Raw genomic sequence first — 21,709 nt, forward strand, 5'->3', positions numbered from 1 at the left:
ATCGGGATGCGCGACCCACGAACCGTCGAACCCGTCGCCGGCCTCGCGCTCCTTGTCCTGACGCACCTTCGCCAGCGCGGTCTCGTTGACCTGCGGGTCGCGCCGGCTAGGGATGAACGCCGCCATGCCACCGATCGCGAACGCGCCGCGGCGGTGACACGTGGTCACCAGCAGCTCGGTGTACGCGCGCATGAACGGCGCGGTCATCGTGACGTCGTTGCGGTCCGGGAGCACGAAGTCGGGGCCGGCGTCGCGGAAGTACTTGATGAGGCTGAACAGGTAGTCCCACCGGCCCGCGTTGAGGCCGGACGCGTGGTCGCGGAGCTCGTAGAGGATCTCGTCCATCTCGAACGCGGCCGGGATCGTCTCGATGAGGACGGTGGCGCGGACGGTGCCGTGCGGGATGCCGAGCTGTTCCTGCGCGTGGGTGAAGACGTCGTTCCAGAGCCGGGCCTCGAGATGGCTCTCCAGCTTCGGCAGGTAGAAGTACGGGCCGCTGCCGCGCTCGAGGAGCTCCTTCGCGTTGTGGAAGAAGTGGAGCCCGAAGTCGACGAGCGCGCCGACCGCGCGGCGGCCGTCGAAGGTGAGGTGGCGCTCGTCGAGGTGCCAGCCGCGGGGGCGCATGACGATGACCGCGTGCGCGACATCATCCTTCAGCGCGTAGCTCTTGCCCTCGGGCGAGCTGAAGGCGATCTCCTTGCGGACGGCGTCGTAGAGGTTGACCTGGCCGGAGACGACGTTCGTCCAGTGTGGAGTGTTGGCGTCCTCGAGGTCGGCGAGCCAGATTTTGGCGCCGGAGTTGAGCGCGTTGATGGCCATCTTGCGCTCGGTGGGTCCGGTGATCTCGGTCCGCCGGTCGGCGAGGTCGGCCGGTGCGGCGGCGACGCGCCACTGCGACTCGCGCACCTCGCGGGTCGAGTCGAGGAAGTCGAGCTTCCCGGTGCGCGACGCCTCCTCCCGCCGCTCGGTCCGCGCGGCCACGAGCTCGTCCCGCCGGTCCGCGAACCGCGCATGAAGGCCGGCGAGGAACTCCAGCGCCTCCGGGGTCAGGATCTGCTCGCTTCGCTCGACCGGTCCGCCGAGTACCTGGATGTCGACCATGACTACACCCTAAGTCCCGGCGGCCGTCCGAACACGCCAGCGCCGGGCGTGCCTGCTACCAGCGGCCATGGTGTACGACGTCGGCCACCGGACGGCGCTTGCGGGTGCGGGGCGAGCCCGACTGCTCCGGCTCCGCGGAGTAGCCGATGGCCACCGCGCCGATGGGTTCGTGATCGGCCGGGACGGCGTACAGCTCGCGGAACCTCGGGACGTCCTCGGGGACGATGCCGAAGTACAGCGCGCCCAGCCCCTGGTCGACCGCGGTCTGCAGGATGAGCAGCGTCGCCATGCCCGTGTCGATGTGCCAGAACGGGACCGGCCAGCGAGCCTCGTCGCGGTCGGTCCAGCCCTTGTCCGGTTCGGCGTAACGGTCGAGGTACACGCGCTTGCACGACATCGGCACGATCAGCAGCGGTGCCGTGCTCACGTCGTTGCCCTTCGGGCGCATGGCCCAGAACTTCGCCAGGTCCTCGCCCTGCAGCACGAGAAACGCCTGCCCCTGCGAGAAGCCCGCCGACGGCCCGCGGGTCGCGTTGTGCAGGATCCGGTCGAGGACCTCCGGCGGCACGGGGCGGTCGGGCTCGAACCTGCGCACCATCCGCCGCTTGCGGACGACGTCCTGGAACTCCACCTCAGGCCCCCAGCAGCGCGTCGACGAACGCCGCCGGCTCGAACGGGGCCAGGTCGTCCGCGCCCTCGCCCAGCCCGACCAGCTTCACCGGCACGCCCAGCTCGCGCTGCACCTGGAACACGATGCCGCCCTTCGCGGTGCCGTCGAGCTTCGTCAGCACGATGCCGGTGATGTCCACGACCTCGGCGAACACCCGCGCCTGCGTCAGCCCGTTCTGCCCGGTCGTCGCGTCCAGGACCAGCAGCACCTCGTCGACCTTGGTCTGCCGCTCCACCACGCGCTTGACCTTGCCCAGCTCGTCCATCAGGCCGGTCTTCGTGTGCAGCCGGCCCGCGGTGTCGACGAGCACCGCGTCGACGCCGGCCTCCGTGCCGCGCTTCACCGAGTCGAACGCCACGGCCGCCGGGTCCGCGCCCTCACGCCCGCGCACGACCTCCGCGCCGACCCGCTCCGCCCACGTGGCGAGCTGCTCGGTGGCCGCCGCGCGGAACGTGTCCGCCGCGCCCAGCACGACCGTCCGCCCGCCGGCGACCAGCACCCGCGCGAGCTTGCCCGTGGTCGTCGTCTTGCCGGTGCCGTTGACGCCCGTGACCAGCACGACCCCGGGCGTCCTCGTGCCGTTGGTCTCGTGCGCCAGCGCGCGCACCGACCGGTCCATCTCCGGGTGCAACGCCTCCACGAGCACGTCCCGCAGCATCGTGCGGGCGTCCTCGGCGGTGCGCACGCCTCCCGCGACCAGCCCGGCGCGCAGCTTCTCGACCACCTCCTGCGTGGTCGCGGCGCCCAGGTCGGCCAGCAGCAGCGTGTCCTCGAGTTCGGTCCACGAGTCCTCGTCGAGGTCGCCCGCGCCGAGCAGGCCCAGCACCCCCTGGCCGAACGTCGAGCGCGACTTCGACAGCCGGCCGCGCAGCCGCTCCATCCGCCGAGCCGGCGACTCGATCTCCTCGACGGGCTCGGGCGGCGCGACCTCGTCGACGATCGCGGGCTCGGCCGGGACGTGCACGGGCGCGCCGGTCTCCGTGGTCTTCGTCGGGGGTGCCGCCTCCTCCTCGGGCGCCTCCTCGACCGGTGGCGCCTGAGCCTTCTCCCCGCCCGGGGCCAGGCTGATCCCACCACCGGCCTGGTAGCCGCGGCGCTGCTCGGCGCGCTTCTCCTCGGTCAGGCTGATCCGCCGGCGCCGGCTCAGCGTGACGCCCGCGACCAGCGCGAGCGCGAGCAGAACCACCACGACGACGATGATCACGATCACGGTGCTCGACACGCCGCCATCCTCGCATCAAGCGCCGGCGGCTACTTCAGCACGCCCGCCGTCAGACCCGCCTGCACCTGCTTCTGGAACAGCACGTACACGATCAGCACCGGCAGTAACGCGATGACGAGGCCCGCGAACAGCGCCGACCAGTCGCCGCGGTAGCCCTGGCTGATCGCGAGCGCGGCGAGGCCCTGGGCCAGCACCTTCTTGTCCGGCTCGTTCATCAGCACCACCGGCAGCACGTACTGGTTCCAGTGCCCCAGCACGTTGAACAGCCCGATGCTGATCAGGCCCGGCTTCGCCATCGGCAGCATGACCCGGAAGAACAGGCCGAAGTGCGAGCAGCCGTCCACGATCGCGGCCTCGGCGATCGAGTTCGGCAGCGTGCGGAAGAACGCGGTGAGGAAGAACACCGTGAACGGCATCGAGAACGCGACGTACACGAGCGCGAGCGACAGGTGGCTGTTCAACCCGAGCACCTCGCCGAGCAGCGGCAGGTTCCCGGTGTTGCGCACCACGAAGAACAGCGGCACCAGCGCGAGGAACACCGGGAAGATCAGCCCGGCGACGAAGCCGAAGTAGATGATCCGGTTGCCCGGGAAGTCGTAGCGGGCCAGCACGTAGGCGGCCATCGCGCCCAGCAGCATCGTCAGCGGCACCGAGATGACCACGACGATCACGCTGTTCACGAAGTACTGCCCGATGTTCGCGACCGTCCACGCGCGCCCGAAGTTCTCCAGGTGCGCCGCCCCCGGCAGCGCCCACGGGTCGGCCAGGAACTCCGAGTTGGTCTTGACCGAGGACACGACCGCCCACAGCAGCGGCAGCGTCGTGACCAGGCCCCAGATCAGCAGGAACGTCCCGTTGAGCAGGTTCAGCGCGCCCTGCCCGGCGCCCACCCCCGGCCCGCGGGGACGCACCGCCCGCGAGGCAGGCGGCGTCTTCGTGCGGTCGTCGACGGCCGTCAAGAGAGTTCCACCCGCTCGCGCCGGGCCGCCCGCAGGAACAGCACCGCGACCAGCAACGTCAGCAGCAGCAGGACGACGCCGATGGCCGACGCGTAGCCGAACCGGTAGCGGTTGAACGCCGCGCGGTAGAGCGCCACCCCCAGCACGTCACCGGCCCGCGACGGCCCGCCGCTGATGCCCAGCATGATGTGCACCAGCGCGAACGCGTCCATGGCCTGGATCGCCAGGTACACCCAGCCGACCTGGACGGTGTCCCACACCAGCGGCAGCGTCACGTGCCGGAAGGTCGTGTACCGGCTGGACCCGTCGAGCAGCGCGGCCTCGTAGATCTCCTTGGGAATCGACTGCATCGCCGCGGAGAACAGCACCACGTAGAAGCCGACGAACGACCAGATCATCACGACCACGACGACCCAGAACGCGTAGGTCGGGTCGCCGAGCCACGGCTTCGACAGCGCGTCGAGGCCGACCGCGTTCAGCAGGCCGTTGAAGATGCCGCCCGCCTCGGTCGGCGCGAAGACGTACTTGAACAGCACGCCCACGATCGCCACCGACAGCACCTGCGGGAAGAAGTAGACGATCTTGTAGACGGACGAGCCGCGGACGCCCTGGATGCCGGACCGCCCGCGCCTGCCCACGTTGAGCATGGAGGCGAAGAACAGGCCCAGCACGACCGTCACCGCGGGCACGACGAGCAGCAGGATCCCGTTGTTGCGCAACGCGATCCAGAACTGGTCGTCGTTCCAGAGGCGGACGTAGTTGTCGAACCCGATGAACGTCTGGTTCGCCGTGAGGCCGGTCCAGTCGGTCAGCGAGATGTAGATCGCTTGCGCGTAGGGCGAGACCACGTACAGGACGTAGAGCCCGACCGGAACCACGAGGAAGGCCAGCACGAAGCCGCCCTTGCCGCGGTCCAGGCCGCCCCGCGCCGGCCGGCGGGGCGGGCGCACCGCCGGCCGCGGGGAGGAAACCTTGAGCGACACCGAAACCCGAGCCGTTCCCGTCAGCGGGTGTACTTCGTGACGGAGTCGTCGTCGCGGACCTTCTTCGCCTCCGACTCACAGCCGGCACAGAACTGGTCCACGGTCTTGCGGCCGGTCATCAGGTCGCCGATCTGCGCGTTGACGCCCGGGTTCCACATGTCGCCGTACCACGTGTTGTACATCCAGTTGAGGACGTTGTCGCCGGCCGACTTGAGCGTCTCCTGCGCGGAGGTCAGGCCCGGGGGCAGCTTGACGCCGTCCGCCGCGCCCTTGACCACGGTCAGGCTGGACACCTGCTCGGTGAAGCCCTTCGCGCCGTCCTTGGAGAGCATGATCCGCATGTACTCCAGCCCGCCGCGCGGGTTCTTCGCGGCCGCGGGCACGACGTACGGCTCACCGGGCGAGGCGTAGATCGTCTCGAACGGCATCTTGGAGTCCTTGGACAGCAGCGGATCGGGCATCACGGTGACCTCGAAACCCTCGGGCGTGACGTCCTTCTGCTCGTTCTCCAGCCACGAGCCGCACGGCACGAACGCGGCCTTGCCGGCGCACCACTGGCCCTGCGCCTGGATGTGGTCCATGCCCTCGGTGCCGGGGAGGATGTAACCCTTGGTGTGCAGGCCCTGCAGCGCGTTGGCCGACTCCTTGATGGCCTCGTGCTGCCAGGCGCCCTCCTCGAGGTTGTCGATCGCCTTGACGACGTCCGGGCCGGCGAGCTTGGCGGCCATCGCCAGCAGCGACCAGCTCATGTAACGGGCGTGGATGCCCTGGTAGGTCCACGGGTAGATGCCGGCGGCCTTGATGTCCTTGCACAGCGCCAGCATGTCGTCCCAGGTCTGCGGCGGCTGCCAGCCGTGCTTGTCGAAGAGCGCCTTGTTGTACCAGATGCCGAAGACCGTGAGCGCCATGTTCATGACGTAGGGCTTGTCGCCGAACGTGCCCTGCTGGATGGCGCCCGGCACGAGCGTGTCGCGGACCTTCGTGTTCGGGTCGTCCCAGCTCGGCGCGTCGAACAGGTCGGTGAGGTCGTAGAGCTGCTTGTCGGAGACGAGCTGGCCGAGGGGGATCTGGCCGTCCCCGGAGTCGTTGACGAAGTCCGGCGGGTTGCCGCCGACGAAGCGCGACTGCAGGGCGCCCGCGATGTCGACCTCGGCCTTGTGGTTGATCTTGGCCTTGGGGTACTTCTTCTTGTAGATCGGCTCGTGCACGTCGGTGGCGTACTTGTCGCCGAAGCCGCCGTTGAAGATGTAGACCTCGAGCGGGGCGTCCGTGGGCACGCCGAGCGGGTTCTGGGCGGACTTCTCGCCCTCCGCCGCCTCCTGACCGCCACCGGAGGTGGCACAGCCGACCAGGGCGCTGGATGCCGGCAGCACCAGGGCACCCGTGGCGAGGGCGCCACGCAGGAAGTTTCTCCTGCTCCACTCCGCCGAAAACTTGGTCATGCTCGCTCCTCGTGTCCTCGCGTTACCTGCTGCATCGAACGGGCGGGCCGACCCCGCTCCCCGGCGCAGGGTGACACATTATCGCTCTGGTCTATACCTTCGGCCGGGAATACTCAACAGCTCACGACATCGATTTGGTCAAGAAGTAACGCCTCGTCTTGCGCCGCACCGGCGCGAGTGGATAGCCAGGTCACGTGACTTCGTGCCGGGTGATCGGGCTGCTGTCCGGAACGTCCATGGACGGTGTGGACGTGGCGGTGGCCGACCTCCACTTGACCGACGAAACCATCGAACTCATCCCGTGTGGACACGCGGAGGTCCCGTACCCCTCCGCGCTGCGCAACGCTCTGCTGTCCGCCCTGCCGCCGCACGAAAGCACCGCCGAGGAGGTCTGCCGCCTCGACACCGCGGTCGGTGAGGCGTTCGCCACCACCGCCGCCGAGGCGCTGGCCGACATCGCGGGCGGGCAAGCCGACCTGGTCGCCTCGCTCGGCCAGACGCTCTACCACTGGGTCGAGGACGGAAACGTCCTCGGCACGCTGCAGATCGGCCAGCCGGCCTGGATCGCCGAGGCCACGGGGCTGCCGGTGGTCGCCGACCTGCGGGCGCGCGACGTGGCGGCCGGCGGGCACGGCGCGCCACTCGCCAGCGTGCTCGACCGGCTGTGGCTGCGCGAGCTCGCCGGGTCCGGCATCGTGGCCGGGCTGAACATCGGCGGGATCGCCAACGTCACCGTCGTCGCGGACGACTCCCCCGCGCTCGCGTTCGACACCGGCCCGGGCAACGCGCTGCTCGACGCGGCCGCGCGGATGATCTCCAACGGCGCCTGGCAGCAGGACGTCGACGGCGACCTCGCGGCGCAGGGCAGCGTCCGGGACGACCTGCTCGAGGTGCTGCTCGCCGACCCGTACTACGCGGCGGCCCCGCCGAAGTCCACCGGCAAGGAGCGCTACCACACCGACTACCTGCGCGACGCCCTGGCGAAGGTGCCGCGGGTGAGCGGCCCGGACCTGCTGGCCACCCTCGTCGAGCTGACCGCCAGCACGATCGCCGACGCGTGCCGCGCGCACGGCGTGACCCGGGTAGTGGCCTCCGGCGGCGGGGTGCGCAACCCGACGCTCGTGAAGGCCCTCGGCCGCCTCCTCGCACCCGCCGCGCTGGTCCGCAGCGACGAGCTGGGCCTGCCCGGTGACGCGAAGGAGGCGTACCTGACCGCCCTGCTCGGCTTCCTCACCTGGTCGGGCATCCCGGCCAACGTGCCGAGCGCGACCGGGGCCCGCGGCCCGCGGCTGCTCGGCAGCATCACGCCCGGCGGCACCGCGCTGCGGCTGCCCGAACCCGTCTCGACCACCGTCGCCCGGCTCCGGGTGACCCAACCTGCGATCAGCGGGAGGTAACCGTGCGCGCGCTCGACATCGCGATCATCTTGCTCTTCCTGGTCGGGATGCCACTGCTGGGCGTCCTGATCGGCGGGCGGCAGAAGTCGTCCACCGACTACTTCATCAGCGAGAAGAAGATCTCGTGGTGGGTGGTCTGCGTGTCGGTGGTCTCCGCGGAGACCTCGACGCTCACCGTGCTGTCCGTGCCCGTGGTCGCCTACCTCGCGCCCGAGCAGGCCGGCGGCATGACCTACCTGACCCTGGCGCTCGGCTACATCGTCGGCCGGGTCATCGTCGCGTTCGTGCTGCTGCCCCGCTACATCGACGGCGACCTGGTCACCGCGTACGCGTTCCTCGGCAAGCGGTACGGCAACGGCATGCGGGCGACCGCGTCGGTGACGTTCCAGTTCACCCGCCTGCTCGCGGACGGCATCCGGCTGTTCGCCACCGCGATCCCGATCAAGGTCGTGCTCGCGTCGTACGGCGTGAACGCGTCCTACTGGGCGATCGTCGTCGTGCTCGGCATCGCCATGGTGTTCTACACGTTCGTCGGCGGCGTGCGGGCGGTCGTGTGGGTCGACGCGATCCAGATGCTCTGGTACATCCTCGGCGGCCTGGTCGTCGTGATCGCGCTCGCCGGCGCGCTGCCGTCCGGCTGGTTCGGCGACGCGATGGACGCCTCGAAGTTCCAGCTGCTCGACTTCTCCTCGAACGCGCTCACCGGCGGCTTCCCGTTCCTGGCCGCGTTCTTCGGCGGCGCGATGCTGGCGATGGCCTCGCACGGCGTCGACCAGCTGATCGTGCAGCGGCTGATGGCCACCCGCGAGGTGCGCGCGGCGCAGAAGGCGCTGATCGCGAGCGGCGTGGTGGTGTTCCTGCAGTTCGCGTTCTTCCTGTTCATCGGCGTGATGATGTGGGCGTTCTACCAGGCTGCGGTGCCGACCGACCCTGCGTCCGCGGGCGGGCTCGGGCTGGGCAACAAGGACGAGCTGTTCGCGAACTACATCGTGACCGAGCTGCCGTCGGGGCTGTCCGGCTTCGTGATCGCCGGCATCCTGGCCGCGGCACTGTCCTCGTCGCTCGGCGCGCTCGCCTCCGCCACGGTGACCGACGTGTACGAGCGGGTCTCCCGCCGCACGCTGTCCGACGACGACCGGCTGCGGTTGGGTCGCGTGTGGACGGTCATCTGGGCCGGCCTGCTCATCATCTGCGCCGGGCTCTTCGCCACGGCCAACCAGACCGCCGCGGACCCGATCGTCGTGCAGGCGCTGGGCATCACCGGGTACACCTACGGCGCGCTGCTCGGCGCGTTCCTGCTCGGCCTGATCGTCAAGAAGGCCAACCAGACGGACGGGATCATCGCGTTCGTCGTGACGGTCGCCGTGATGACGTTCGTGATCCTGGGCGTGAAGTTCGTCGGGCCGTCGGCCGAGGCGGACGCGGCGGCCAACGGCTACGGCGAGTGGCACTCGATCACCATCGACTTCTCGGCCGCGGCGCCCGCCGAGGGCGTGCGGAGCCTGGTGAGCTGGTGGTTCACGCCGCTCGGCGTCGCGGTGACGCTGATCGTCGGCGGGCTCCTGGCCCTGCGCCACCGCGGCCGCCCGGAGCCCGCGGACCAGCAGCAGGTCACGGAGAAGGCTGAGGCTGCGTGAGGTTCGGGCGGTAGTCGGTCTTCGTGTAGTTGACCAGCTCCAGGGCGAGCTCGAAGCCCAGCGCGGTGAACATCCGCTCGGAGGCGTCGTTGCCGAGCCGGATCAGGGCGGCCGCCCGGACACGGGCGCCCGCCCGGCGCGCGAGCTCGGCCAGCAGGCGGCGGACGAGCAGCCGGCCGGCGCCGAGCGAGCGGCACCGCGGGTCGACGCCGACGACGTCCACGTAGTACTCCTCGACCTGCGCGTAGCCGCCGGCGTAGCCGATCACCCCGCTGTCGCCGAGCAGCACCACGACGGTGTGCTCGGCGCCGTCGGCGACCAGCCGGTGGCCGGGTGTCGGGGCGTGCGGGAAGCAGCGGTCGTGCAGGGCGGCGACCGCGGCGCGCACGCCCGGGTCCGGCGGCAGCACGCAGACGCGGTCCTCGGCCGGCGGCACGTCGTCGGCTGCCCGCACGAGCAGGCCACGCAGGGCGGCGTCCTCGATCGTGAACAGCCGGGTCGTGTCGCCGGCGGGTACGTCGTGGCGGGCGGCGAAGTCGGCGAGCAACCGGTTCTGCCGGTGGCCGAACAGGTCGAGGCGGGTCACCCCGGCCATCCGGGGCAGGCCGGCGGCGAGGTCGAGCAGGGCGTCCGCGGTGGCCTGCCAGAGCTGGCTCGCGGCGGGGTGGTTCGCGGGCACGTCCACGTACGGCCCGTACAGGTAGGCGCGGTGCTGTTCGGAGTCGGCCTCGACGCTGAGCACTCCCCGCAGCCGGCCGTGGCGGTCGGTGGCCACGACGGCGCCGGAGGCCCAGTCCGGGCGCAGGCCGGCGAGCTCCTCGGCGACCTCCTGCGCGGTGTCGCCGTGGAAGGCGATGAGGTGTGCCGGGTCCGCCTGCAGGCGCGTGATCAGCCCGATCACGTCCGCCAGGTCGGCCGGCGTCGCTGGTCGAACGTCGTACATGGGGAAAAGCTTGACCGGCGGATGCCCTTTCGCGCGAACGTATTACTGCCCCTTGGGGCAGGCCTCGCGACCCCGGGGGCATTCGATGCGTTTCCGTTACTTACTCGATCGAGAGATCCCCCATACTTCTCCCACCTGCGGGGGTACTGTGCCTCGCACTCACTCGGGCTTTATTGGATTGAAGGGCCACGTCTATGGCTGAATTCGATGTCAAGCGCGTTTCGACGCTTGAATGGGCGGGCATCGGCGCCGGGGTGCTCGCGTTTATTGTTAGTTTCTTTCCGTGGATTTCCGTCGACCTGGGCGGGCTCGCCGAGGCCGCCGGCGTCGACGTGACCGGAAGCGCCTGGGACGCGGGCTTCCTGGCCTGGTTCTCCGTGCTCCTGCTGCTCGCGGTGGCCGTCGTCGTCGTCCTCCCGCACTTCGGCACCGACGTGCCGCAGCGGTCGATGATCTGGATGATCGCCGCGGGCGTCGCGTTCGTGTTCATCCTGCTCCGCTGGCTGACCTACGGGTCGACCTACGACCCGCAGTGGGGCCTGTTCATCGGCCTCGTCCTGGCCCTCGTCTCGGCCGGCGCCGGCTTCCTCGCCTACCGCGCCAACCCGAGCACCTCGCCGCAGACCGGCACCGCCTACGGCGCCTGACCTCGAGACCACCGAAAGGCCCCCTTCGCCCGGCGAGGCGAAGGGGGCCTTTCGCTGTGTGGTCAACACAGGAACCTAGGCGGGCGCGGGTTCCGGCTCCGGTTCGCGCCCGTGCAGCCGCTGGGAGATCACCTGCGTGATCCCGTCGCCGCGCATGCTGACGCCGTAGAGCGCGTCGGCGATGTCCATGGTCGGCTTCTGGTGGGTGATGATCAGCAGCTGGGAGGTCGCCCGCAGCTCCTCCAGCAGCCCGATCAGCCGGCGCATGTTGACGTCGTCCAGCGCCGCCTCGACCTCGTCCAGCACGTAGAACGGCGAGGGCCGCGCCCGGAAGATCGCCACCAGCATGGCCACCGCCACGAGGGACTTCTCGCCGCCGGACAGCAGCGACAGCCGCTTGATCTTCTTGCCCGGCGGGCGTGCCTCGACGTCCACGCCGGTGGTCAGCATGTCCTCGGGCTCGGTCAGGACGAGCCGCCCCTCGCCACCCGGGAACAGCGTGGCGAACACGGTCTCGAACTCGCGGGCCACGTCGTGGTAGGCCGAGGCGAAGACCTCGAGGATCTTGTCGTCGACCTCCTTGACCACGGTCAGCAGGTCGCGCCGGGTCGCCTTGAGGTCCTCCAGCTGCGTGGAGAGGAACTTGTACCGCTCCTCCAGCGCCGCGAACTCCTCCAGCGCGAGCGGGTTCACCTTGCCCAGCAGCGTCAGGTCGCGCTCGGCCCGCTTGGCCCGCCGCTCCTGCGTGCCGCGGTCGTACGGGATCGGCTGGGGTGCGACCACGGTCTCGCCGCGCTCTCTGGCGGCCTCGTACTCGGCCAGCTCGACCGGGCTCGGCGGCACCGGCACGGTCGGCCCGTACTCGGCGACCAGGTCGTCGAGGCCGATGCCGAAGCCCTCCGCGATCTTGGCCTCGAGCTGCTCCAGGCGCAGCCGCTGCTCGGCCCGCAGGACCTCGTCGCGGTGCACCGCGTCGGTCAGCTTCTCGAGCTCCGTGGACAGCTCGCGCACCCGGTTGCGGACCTGCTGGAGCACCCGCTCCCGATCGTGCCGGTCGGCCTGCACGGCGTCGCGCTCCTCGGCCGACGCGCGCAGCGACACGGCGATCCGCTCCAGCGCGAGCTCGCCGCCCCGCACGACCGCCCGGGCGACCTCCGCGCCCCGGGCCCGCGCGGCCATCACCCGGGCCGCCCGCTCGCGGGCCTCGCGCTCGGCACGGGCCGCACGGCGCAGCTCCTCGGCCTTCCCGTGCAGCGCGCGGTGACGCTCCTCGGCCGTGCGCAACGCCAGCCGGGCGTCCATCTCCTGCTGCCGGGCGGCCGCGAGCGAGGCCGCCGCCTCGTCGCGCACGGCCGTGTCCGGCTCGTCGTCCAGCGGTGCTTCCTCGGCGACGACCAGCCGCTCCTCCAGCTCCGCGAGCTTGGTCAGCGCCTCCTCGCGGGCCTGCTCGACCTTGGCCCGCTGGGACTGCACCCGCTCGGCCTCGGCCTGCGCCGCGCGCACGGCCTGCCGCAGGCGGCTCAGCCGCTCCGCCGACCGGGCCGCGCGGACCTTCGCCTCGTTGCGTGCCTCCGCGGCGGCCTGGAGGTCCACGGTCCGCGCCTGCTGCTCGGCCTTCGCGCCCGCCAGGGCCGCGGCGGCCCGCTCGGCGGCGGACTCGGCGGCGGCGAGCTTCTCGTTGGCCTCGTCGACCGCGGCCTGCACCTCGATCACGCTCTGCCCGCGCTCGGACCCGCCGACCACCCAGTGCGCGCCGAACACGTCGCCGTCCGCGGTGACCGCGCGCACCCGCGGGTGCTGGGCCACGAGGTCGCGCGCGGTCCGCAGCGAGTCCACGACGGCCACCTGCTCCAGCGCCGAGAGCACGGCCTGGCGCAGCGACTCCGGCGCCCGCACGAGGTCGGCCGCCCACCGCGCGCCCGGCGGCAGGGCGGGCCAGCCGGAGCGGGCGACCGTCGTCCAGCCGGCCACGAGCACGCCCGCCCGGCCGGCGTCGTTGCCGCGCAGCAGCTCCAGCGCGGTGACCGCGTCGTCCCCGGACGCGACCGCGACCGCGTCCGCCACCGGGCCGAGCGCCGCGGCGAGCGCGGCCTCCGCGCCCGGCTCGACGGTCAGCAGCGCGGCCACCGAGCCCAGCAGGCCCGGCATCCGGTCGCCCGCGGCGAGCAGCGCGCCCGCGCCGTCCTTGCGGGAGAGTCCGAGCGCCAGCGCGTCCACCCGCGCCTGCCACGAGGCGATGTCCTTCTCGGCCGTCCGCTCGGCGGCCACCAGCTCCTCGACGCGGGCCTGCGCGGCCTTCTGCGCCTCCTTGGCCTGCTCGTACCGGTCGGCGAGGCCCGCGTCGTCGGCGTCCTCGACACCGGACGCGGTCTGCGCCTCCGCCAGCTCGACCGCGGCCTCCTCGGCCCGCTCGGCGGCCTCGGCCAGCGTGCTCGACAGCCGCTCGATCTCGTCGGCCGTCGCCCCGGTCTTGCTGCGCAGCGCGTCGACCTGGCCGGCGAGCCGGGCGAGCCCCTCGCGGCGGTCGGCCACCGCGCGGACGGCGGCGAGGTGGGCCTGCTCGGCGGCCTGGACGACGTCCTCCAGCTCGGCGCGCCGCTCGGCCGCCTCGCCCAGCGAGTGCCGGGCTACCTCCACGCGCTCGGCCAGCTCGGCCTCGCGGATCGCGGTCTCCTCGGCCTCGGCGTCCAGCTCCTCGGGGTCCCGGCCGCCGGTGGCCTCGCCCGCGCCGTTCGACGCGGACAGGTGCCGCTCGCGCTCGACGGCCAGCCGCACGGTGCCGCGCAGCCGCTCCTCCAGCGCGGAGAGCTTGTACCAGGTCTCCTGGGCGGACGCGAGCCGCGGCGCGTCGGCCGCGAGCTGGTCCTCCAGCGCGGTCTGCTTGGCGTCGGCGACCTCGAGTGCCTGCTCGACCTCGTGCCGGCGGGCGCGCGCGGCCTGCTCGTCGGCCTGCTCCTTGGCGATGTCGGCGCGCTGCGTGACCAGGTCTTCGGCGTGCAGCCGCAGCCGCGCGTCGCGCAGCTCGGCCTGCACGGCCTGGGCCTTGCGGGCGATCTCGGCCTGCTTGCCGAGCGGCTTGAGCTGGCGGCGCAGCTCGCTCGTCAGGTCGGTGAGCCGGGTGAGGTTGGCCTGCATCGCGTCGAGCTTGCGCAGCGCCTTCTCCTTGCGCTTGCGGTGCTTGAGGACGCCGGCCGCCTCCTCGATGAACGCGCGGTGCTCCTCGGGCTTGGCCTCGAGGATCTGGGCGAGCTGGCCCTGACCGACGATCACGTGCATCTCGCGGCCGATGCCGGAGTCGCTCAGCAGCTCCTGGACGTCCATCAGCCGGCAGGTGTTGCCGTTGATCTCGTACTCGCTCGCGCCGTCGCGGAACATCCGGCGGGTGATCGACACCTCGGTGTACTCGATCGGCAGCGCGCCGTCGGAGTTGTCGATCGTGAGGCTGACCTCGGCGCGGCCGAGCGGGGCCCGGCTCGCGGTGCCGGCGAAGATGACGTCCTCCATCTTGCCGCCGCGCAGGTCCTTCGCGCCCTGGGTGCCCATGACCCAGCGCAGCGCGTCCAGCACGTTGGACTTGCCCGACCCGTTAGGGCCGACGACGCAGGTGATACCTGGCTCGAAGCGCAACGTGGTGGCCGACGCGAATGACTTGAAACCCTTGAGCGTCAAGCTCTTCAAGTGCACGAGACGCGTACCTCTCAGCCGACCGTGAAGTGCGGGCTATCCATCGAGGGTACCCGGGAGCCCCCCGCAACCGTGGGAGGCGGGCGCGTGGCGGGTGGGTGCCGAGCGTGCTAACGGCGTTGCGCGGGGATGGTCAGCGCGACCTTCCGGTCGTCGAGCAGCAGCTCCAACTTGTCGATCTTGCTCCGCTGGATGGAGGTGCTCGCCGGGATCTCCTCGTCGTAGGCGTGGTCGGTCCCCCACCACCCGGCGATCTCGTGGTAGCCGTCCTGGCCGTAGACGACCATGTAGCACTGCCGGTTCGGCGGCAGGCCGTGCACCTTCACCTGGATCTCGGTGCCCCACTCGTGGTCGATCAGCCGGGCGTCGGCGGTCGCGCTGCCGTCCGGCGTGCTGGCGGTCCAGGTGATGCCGGCCGCCTGTGGCGGGACGGGGTCGGGCTGCGCCGCGCGCCAGCCGAGGACGCCGACGGCGGCGAGCACCAGCACGACGGCGGCCGCCGCGGCCGCGAGCCAGTAGCGCCGGCGGCGGGTGGACCGGCGGGGGTCACCCGGCGTGCCGGGTGTGTCGGGCGCGCCGCCCACCGGCGGGATCTCGCGCGCCGGCACCGGGCCGCGCGGCACCGGCACCGGACCGCCGAGCTCCGGCGGGACGCGGTCGTCGGGGAAGCCGGCCTCGGCGCGGAAGAGCTCCGGGTGCATCAGCTCGGGCAGGCTCGTCTCCGGGCGCATGAGCTGCGTGGACAGCGGCAGGCCGGGCACTGGGGCCGTCGGGTGCGCGTCCTCGAGCGTGGTCGGCGGCAGCCCGTCGGCGAAGTCGTCCAGCGAGATCTGGTTGAGCATGCCGGGCAGCGGGGCGAGGCGGACGAGCTCGGCGCGGCAGGTGTCGCAGCCACCGAGGTGCGCCTCGAACTCGAAGCGTTCGCGCGGGTCGAGCGCACCGAGCAGGTACGCGCCGAGCGTGACGGTGTTCGGGCAGGTCATGGCTCGGTCACCCCCCGCTCCTCGAGCGCGTCACGCAACGCGCGCAGGGCGTAGAACGAGCGGGACTTCACCGTGCCGGGCGGCACCCCGAGCGCGGCGGCGGCCTCGGCGATCGTGCGTCTGCGGTAGAACAGCTCGCCGATGACCGCGCGGTGGTCCTTCGACAGCTGCCGCATCGCCTCGGCGACCTGCCAGCCCTGCAGCACGCGGTCGAAGTCGTCGGTGGGCCGGGCCCAGTCCCGTTCCATGATCGGCACCTCGTCGACCCGCGCGCCCTGCTTCCGGAAACCGCTGACGACCAGGTTGCGCGCGACCGTGTAGAGCCACGGGCCGGCCGCGTCGGCGGTCAGGCTGTTGGCGTTGCGCCACGCCCGCAGCAAGGTCTCCTGCACGATGTCCTCGGCGTACTGATGATCACCGCCGACCGCTCGCAGGACGTAGCCGAACAGCGGCCGTCGGTAACGGCTGTAGAGCTCGCGTAGGAGCTGGTCCTCCTGGTCCGGGGTGTTCCCCACAACAAAGTCATACGCCGATGGGATTGGTCCGGTTCAAATCCGTTCATCCATAACCCGATTAGCGGAATGTTCCGGGAATCGCTAACGCTCCGCAAACCCCGGCAGATTGCCTTTCGCAGCCGACCAGCGGTCCACGACGACGTCCACCGAGCCGGGCGTCCGACCGGATCGCAGCAGGTAGAGCAGTTGCTCGCAACCGGATCGGGCACCCTCCGCAACCACTTCGACACGACCGTCGTTGAGATTGCGTGCATACCCGCTCAGGCCGAGTTCGGACGCGCGGGCGCGGGTCCACCAGCGAAACCCCACGCCCTGTACCCGGCCGTGTACCCAAGCCGTGAGCCGTACGGGTTGATCAGATAAGGTTTCCACGGTCGGTAGTTACCTCGATCCGGTGTGTACACGATCGGTGACGGTGATACGTTACTTCGTCGTAATACTCCGTTTGGAGCAACGGCGGCGAGCCGAGGAGGTCGAACCCCCAGATGTCGGAGCCTGGTGACGAGCTGACTCCCTTACCGGAAGACCCGGAGGCAAAGCCCAGGCTCTCCCGCTCTCCGTACATCGGGCTGGGGGTCGCCGCGCTCGTGGTCTCGACGGTGTTCGCCACCGTCGCCGCGCTGGCCAGCACCCGCGACGCGGCAGCGCCGGCTCCGCAGAGCGAGGGCACGGTCGAGACGTCCACGCCGGAGACCTATACCACCGACCCGACCACCAGCACGTCCGCGTCCGGCAGCGCACAGCCGAAGAAGCCGGACAAGAACAAGAAGGACGGCAGCGCGACGGGCAGGGTCGACAACGGCGAGGACGGCTCCACCACCGACGACGGGGGGATGACGTCCGGCGGCGGCACGACCCCCCGGCCGGGCCAGACCACGCCGAAGCCGCCGCACACCACGAAGCCGTCCCCCAAGCCCCCGTCGGCCGCGATCGGCGGCGGCTGCTCGGAGGGCAGCCTCGACTGCTCCTTCGACGGCAGCGGCTCGACCGACCCGGACGGCAGCATCACGAGGTACGACTGGAGCTTCGGCGACGGCCAGACCGGGACCGGCAAGAACGTCAGCCACCACTACGACCCGGGCACCTACACGGTCAAACTGACCGTAACGGACAGCCAGGGCCTCAAGGCGTCTACCACTACCCAGGTAACGGTGACCACACCACCTACTACCTCGGGTAACTAGACCCGGCTTCATAAGATCACCCATTGGTGGTACGTTGCCGAACCGTGACCTCGGCACACAGACGTAAACCTGTGCTTCCGGCGCTTACCGCGGCACTCATCGGTGCCATCACCGCCGGCTCCGCGACGCTGATGTCCACCATCGATGGGCCGGACGCCGCGGACTCGGCCCATGTCGCGCTCTCGGCCGCCGACGCGGAGAAGGGCCAGGGTGGCCTCGAGCGGCCGGGCAAGCAGATGGGCACGAACGTCCCCGCGCCGTCGGACCAGGACGAGACGGGCGTGGACGGCACGAGCGACGAGCCGCCCGCCTCCGGCGCCCCGGAGCCGTCGAGCTCATCCGGCTCCGCGCAGCCGACGTCCTCCGAGGACACCGTGCCGACGACGACCGTGCCGCCGCAGGACGAGACCGAGGACCAGGTCGTCGACCTCGTGAACAAGGAGCGGGCGAAGTCCGGTTGCGACCCGCTGCGCGTGGATCCGAAGCTCGCCCAGGCGGCGCAGGAGCACAGCAGCGATATGGCCGATCGCGACTACTTCGATCACACCACGCCGGAAGGCCTGACTTTCGCCGACCGGATCGTGAACTCCGGCTACCCGACTCCGGGCGCGGAGAACATCGCGGTCGGCCAGAAGAACGCCCAGCAGGTCATGGAGGGCTGGATGAACTCCGACGGCCACCGGGCGAACATCCTCAACTGCGACCTCAACGCGATCGGCGTCGGCCTCGACGAGGACGGCATGTACTGGACCCAGGACTTCGGCTACTGAGCCGCCTCCCCGGAATTTCAGGTGTTGGTCGCGTTCCGGCCGATGGTGCGGTTGGCCACGTTCCTGTGGCTGGGTGGCGGCACGGTCCCCTGAGATTCCGTTGACTGCGACTCACCTTTTTCGCAGCTGCCACCGGTCGTGCGTTTCACGGTTCGAAGCGGTAGCCCATGCCTGCTTCGGTCAGCAGGTGGCGGGGGCGCGACGGTTGCGGCTCGAGCTTTCGGCGCAGCTGAGCCAGGTACACGCGCAGGTAGTGCGTCTCCGACGCGTACGCCGGGCCCCACACCTCCTGCAGAAGCTGCTTCTGTCCCACGAGCTTGCCCTTGTTGCGCACCAGCAGCTCCAGCACACCCCACTCCGTCGGCGTCAGGTGTACCTCGGTGCCGTCGCGCAGGACCTTCTTCGCCGCCAGGTCCACCGTGAAGGCGTCGGTCGCCACCACCGCCTCCTCGCCGCCCGGCACCGTCGTCGACGCGCGGCGGACCGCGGCGCGCAGCCGGGCCAGCAGCTCGTCCATGCCGAACGGCTTGGTCACGTAGTCGTCCGCGCCCGCGTCGAGGGCGGCCACCTTGTCGCCCGAGTCGGTGCGCGCGGACAGCACGATGATCGGCACCGACGTCCAGCCGCGCAGCCCCTCGATCACCGCGGACCCGTCCAGGTCCGGCAGGCCCAGGTCCAGCACGACCACGTCCGGCCGGGTCGCCGCGGCCACCTGCAACGCCTCGCGGCCGTCCGCCGCGGTCGCCACCTCGTACCCGCGCGCGGTCAGGTTGATCCGCAACGTACGGACGATCTGCGGCTCGTCGTCGACGACCAGGACCCTGCTGCGTATGGCGGTCACGGCTGCCCCTCACCGTCGGCGGGCAGCGAGATCACCACGGTGAGCCCGCCCCCCGGGGTGTCCTCGGTACGAATCGTGCCACCCATCGCGTCGACGAACCCCTTCGCCACGGACATGCCTAGCCCGATGCCGCTGGACGTGTCACCGAGCCGCTGGAACGGCGCGAACTCCGTGCCGGACGCGGTGCCCGCGGTCCCCTTCGGCAGCCCGCGGCCGTGGTCCACGACCCGCAGCTCCACCCGGTCGGAGTACGCGCTCGCCCGCACCGCGATCGCCGGCTCGCCCGGCGCCACCGGACGCTCCGGCCGACCGTGCCGCAACGCGTTGTCGACCACGTTCGCCACCACCCGCTCCAGCAGGCCCGGGTCCGCGAGCACCGGCGGCAGCGACTCGGCCACGTCCACCGCGACCGCCGCGCGGCCGTCCACACCGGACAACGCGCGGGCGACGACCTCGTCGTAGGTCACCGCGCGCAGCATCGGGCGGACCGCGCCGGTGGCCAGCCGGGACGAGTCGAGCAGGTTGCCCACGAGGCCGGAGAGCCGGTCCGCGGACTCCTCGATGGTCGCCAGCAGCTCCGCCGAGTCCTCTTGGGACAGTCGCAGGTCCGGGGCGCGCAGGCTGCCGGCCGCGGCCTTGATCGACGTGAGCGGCGTGCGCAGGTCGTGCCCGACGGCCGAGAGCAGCGCGGTGCGCAGCTCGGTGGTCTCCGCCCGCCGCTTGGCGTCCGCCGCATCGCGCCGCATTCGCTGGTGGCGCAACGCGAGCAGGGCCTGCCCGGCCGCGGTCTCCAGCACCCCGCGCGCCTCCGCCGGCAGCGGCCGGCCGCGCAGCGCGAGGTGTACGTCGGCCGTGACCGGCACGTCCACGTCCGCCTCGTCCGGCTGGTCGCACGGCGACGGCCCGGCGCAGGCGACCCGTTCCCAGCCGCCGGCCCGCCTCTCCAGCAGCGCCACGGACGTCAGCCCGAAGTTCTCCTTCACCTGCTCCAGCAGCCGGTCCACCGGGTGCGGGTGGGTGAGCACGGTCCGCGCGTAGGACGACAGCAGCGACGCCTCGGTGCGCGCCTCGGCCGCCTGCGCCGAACGGCGTGCCGAGCGGTCGACGACGAGCGCGACGAGGACCGCTACGACCACCATCACCGCGAGCGTGACCAGGTTCTCGGTCTCCGCGATGTTGAGCGTGTGGACGGGGGGCGTGAAGAAGTAGTTGAGCAGAAACCCCGAGAGCACCGCGGCGACGACCGCGGGAGCGAGGCCGCCGACGAGCGCGACCAGCACGATCACCAGGAAGTAGCCGACCGCGTCGGTGGACAGGCTCACGTCGTCGCGCACCAGCACGCCGATGAGCGTGGCAAGCGCCGGGGCGAGCACGGCCACCGCGAGCCCGGTGAGCCGCCGGGAGCGGGCGAGCGGGCTGCGGGCGATGTGCGGCCACCGGCTCCCGCCCGCCTCGGAGTGGGTGACCATGTGCACGTCGATCGAGCCGGAACGCTGCACGGCGGCCGCGCCGATGCCGGCGTCGAACAGCCGCGCGAGCCGCGAGCGCCGCGACGTGCCGAGGACGAGCTGCGTGGCGTTGGCGCCGCGGGCGAAGTCGAGCAGCGCGCCCGGCACGTCGTCGCCGATCACGGTGTGGAACGAGGCACCGAGGTTCTCGGCGACGCGGCGCATCTGGGCCACCGCACGCGGGCTAACGCCGGCCAGCCCGTCGCCGCGCAGGACGTGCAGCACGAGCAGCTCGGCACCCGCGCGGGCAGCGATCCGGCTCGCGCGCCGGACCAGCGTCTCGGTCTCCGGGCCGCCGGTCACCGCCACCACCACGCGCTCGCGGGCCTCCCACGTCTCGGTGATGTGCTGCTCGGAGCGATACCGCTGCAGGGCGACGTCGACCTGGTCGGCGACCCACAGCAGGGCCAGCTCGCGCAGGGCGATGAGGTTGCCGGGCCGGAAGTAGTTGGCTAGAGCGGCGTCGATGACGCGGGCCGGGTAGACGTTGCCGTGCGCCAGGCGGCGGCGCAGCGCCTCGGGCGTGATGTCGATCAGCTCGATCTGCTCGGCCTTGCGCACGAGCTCGTCGGGGACGGTCTCCAGCTGCCGCACGCCGGTGATCCGCTCGACGACGTCGTTGAGGCTCTCCAGGTGCTGGACGTTGACCGTGGTGAGCACGGTGATCCCCGCGGCGAGCAGCTCCTCGACGTCCTGCCAGCGCTTCTCGTTGCGCGAGCCGGGGACGTTCGTGTGCGCGAGCTCGTCGACGAGCGCGACCTCCGGCTTGCGGGCGAGGACGGCGTCGACGTCCATCTCGGTGAACTCGTGGCCGTGGTGGGACATCGTGCGGCGGGGCACCAGCTCGAGGCCGACGACCAGCTCGTCGACCTTGGCCCGCTCGTGCGTCTCCACGAAGCCGACGACCACGTCCGTGCCGCGCTCGAGGCGCCGGTGCGCCTCGCCGAGCATCGCGTACGTCTTGCCGACGCCCGGCGCCGAGCCGAAGTAGATGCGCAGCTCGCCGCGCCGGGGTTCGTCGCTCCGCGAGGCCGCCGGCTCGGGCTTCGTGGTCAGCTCCACGCAGCCAGTCTGCGCCATTCCGCGCGAGCCGCGACGGGAACGCGTTCGACCTGACGAGATCTTGATGCGGCCGGGTCGTTGCGCCGGAAACCATGACCCTGGTGATCGCCCGTCGCCTGAAGTAATGTTGTCGATCCGAAATGTTTTCGTCCGGATAGGCA

General features: G+C 71.5%; 18 protein-coding genes. 5 read left to right on the forward strand and 13 right to left on the reverse strand.

All coding sequences use genetic code 11. The features are described from left to right. The 6 genes from VH969_RS16740 to ngcE form a co-directional block, all read right to left on the reverse strand. Positions 1–1,101, reverse strand: a 1,101-nt coding sequence (locus tag VH969_RS16740) for a malate synthase (RefSeq protein ID WP_331975125.1), incomplete at its 3' end; no start/stop codon positions are given. A gap of 55 nt (positions 1,102–1,156) precedes the next feature. Then, entirely contained in the window at positions 1,157–1,732 is a 576-nt protein-coding gene (locus VH969_RS16745; RefSeq protein ID WP_331975127.1) for a nitroreductase family protein, read from the reverse strand. A gap of 1 nt (position 1,733) precedes the next feature. After that, on the reverse strand, positions 1,734–2,993 hold the full coding sequence (gene ftsY / locus VH969_RS16750; protein ID WP_331975129.1) for a signal recognition particle-docking protein FtsY: 1,260 nt from the start codon (positions 2,991–2,993) through the stop codon (positions 1,734–1,736). Positions 2,994–3,022: 29 nt separating this feature from the next. Continuing rightward, the gene (locus tag VH969_RS16755; protein WP_331975131.1) at positions 3,023–3,952 is read right to left on the reverse strand and encodes a carbohydrate ABC transporter permease; all 930 of its coding nucleotides are present in this window, start codon (positions 3,950–3,952) and stop codon (positions 3,023–3,025) included. Further along, positions 3,949–4,935, reverse strand: coding sequence for a carbohydrate ABC transporter permease (locus VH969_RS16760; protein WP_331975133.1), 987 nt, complete (start codon positions 4,933–4,935; stop codon positions 3,949–3,951). The genes VH969_RS16755 and VH969_RS16760 overlap by 4 nt, the downstream gene beginning before the upstream one ends. Before the next feature lie 20 nt (positions 4,936–4,955). Next, on the reverse strand, positions 4,956–6,377 hold the full coding sequence (gene ngcE, locus VH969_RS16765; RefSeq protein ID WP_331975135.1) for an N-acetylglucosamine/diacetylchitobiose ABC transporter substrate-binding protein: 1,422 nt from the start codon (positions 6,375–6,377) through the stop codon (positions 4,956–4,958). A 194-nt stretch (positions 6,378–6,571) separates the two neighbouring features. Here ngcE and VH969_RS16770 point away from each other — a divergent pair, with 194 nt between their 5' ends. Together VH969_RS16770 and VH969_RS16775 are read left to right on the forward strand one after the other, a co-directional pair. Further along, on the forward strand, positions 6,572–7,774 hold the full coding sequence (locus VH969_RS16770) for an anhydro-N-acetylmuramic acid kinase (protein WP_331975137.1): 1,203 nt from the start codon (positions 6,572–6,574) through the stop codon (positions 7,772–7,774). Positions 7,775–7,776: 2 nt separating this feature from the next. Beyond that, on the forward strand, positions 7,777–9,411 hold the full coding sequence (locus VH969_RS16775) for a sodium:solute symporter (RefSeq protein ID WP_331975139.1): 1,635 nt from the start codon (positions 7,777–7,779) through the stop codon (positions 9,409–9,411). On the opposite strand, the gene VH969_RS16780 is transcribed toward VH969_RS16775, so the two are convergent. Then, a complete protein-coding gene (locus VH969_RS16780) occupies positions 9,386–10,354 on the reverse strand; it encodes a GNAT family N-acetyltransferase (protein WP_331975141.1) in 969 nt (322 codons plus the stop codon). The genes VH969_RS16775 and VH969_RS16780 overlap by 26 nt on opposite strands. Before the next feature lie 194 nt (positions 10,355–10,548). Here VH969_RS16780 and VH969_RS16785 point away from each other — a divergent pair, with 194 nt between their 5' ends. Further along, positions 10,549–11,001, forward strand: coding sequence for a DUF5336 domain-containing protein (locus VH969_RS16785; protein ID WP_331975143.1), 453 nt, complete (start codon positions 10,549–10,551; stop codon positions 10,999–11,001). A 75-nt stretch (positions 11,002–11,076) separates the two neighbouring features. Here the strand turns inward: VH969_RS16785 and smc are convergent, their stop codons facing one another. The 4 genes from smc to VH969_RS16805 all read right to left on the reverse strand — a co-directional run bounded on the left by smc (position 11,077) and on the right by VH969_RS16805 (position 16,555). Next, the gene (gene smc, locus VH969_RS16790; RefSeq protein WP_331975145.1) at positions 11,077–14,685 is read right to left on the reverse strand and encodes a chromosome segregation protein SMC; all 3,609 of its coding nucleotides are present in this window, start codon (positions 14,683–14,685) and stop codon (positions 11,077–11,079) included. Positions 14,686–14,795: 110 nt separating this feature from the next. Continuing rightward, positions 14,796–15,668, reverse strand: coding sequence for an anti-sigma factor family protein (locus VH969_RS16795; protein WP_331975147.1), 873 nt, complete (start codon positions 15,666–15,668; stop codon positions 14,796–14,798). Next, the gene (locus tag VH969_RS16800) at positions 15,665–16,183 is read right to left on the reverse strand and encodes a sigma-70 family RNA polymerase sigma factor (protein WP_331975149.1); all 519 of its coding nucleotides are present in this window, start codon (positions 16,181–16,183) and stop codon (positions 15,665–15,667) included. The genes VH969_RS16795 and VH969_RS16800 overlap by 4 nt, the downstream gene beginning before the upstream one ends. 81 nt (positions 16,184–16,264) lie before the next feature. Continuing rightward, entirely contained in the window at positions 16,265–16,555 is a 291-nt protein-coding gene (locus VH969_RS16805) for an acylphosphatase (protein WP_331975151.1), read from the reverse strand. Between the two features lie 113 nt (positions 16,556–16,668). On the opposite strand from VH969_RS16805, the gene VH969_RS16810 reads away from it, so the two are divergent. Both VH969_RS16810 and VH969_RS16815 read left to right on the forward strand, forming a co-directional pair. Beyond that, a complete protein-coding gene (locus tag VH969_RS16810; protein WP_331975153.1) occupies positions 16,669–17,367 on the forward strand; it encodes a PKD domain-containing protein in 699 nt (232 codons plus the stop codon). 131 nt (positions 17,368–17,498) lie between these two features. Beyond that, complete coding sequence (locus VH969_RS16815) at positions 17,499–18,137, forward strand: CAP domain-containing protein (RefSeq protein ID WP_331975155.1); 639 nt, start codon at positions 17,499–17,501, stop codon at positions 18,135–18,137. Positions 18,138–18,282: 145 nt separating this feature from the next. Here the strand turns inward: VH969_RS16815 and VH969_RS16820 are convergent, their stop codons facing one another. Together VH969_RS16820 and VH969_RS16825 are read right to left on the reverse strand one after the other, a co-directional pair. Continuing rightward, entirely contained in the window at positions 18,283–18,969 is a 687-nt protein-coding gene (locus VH969_RS16820) for a response regulator (protein ID WP_414638535.1), read from the reverse strand. 5 nt (positions 18,970–18,974) lie between these two features. Further along, positions 18,975–21,542, reverse strand: coding sequence for a sensor histidine kinase (locus VH969_RS16825; protein WP_414638537.1), 2,568 nt, complete (start codon positions 21,540–21,542; stop codon positions 18,975–18,977). Positions 21,543–21,709: the final 167 nt, after the last annotated feature.

Origin of the sequence: Actinophytocola sp., assembly GCF_036555685.1 — a bacterium.
Lineage (GTDB): Bacteria > Actinomycetota > Actinomycetes > Mycobacteriales > Pseudonocardiaceae > Actinophytocola.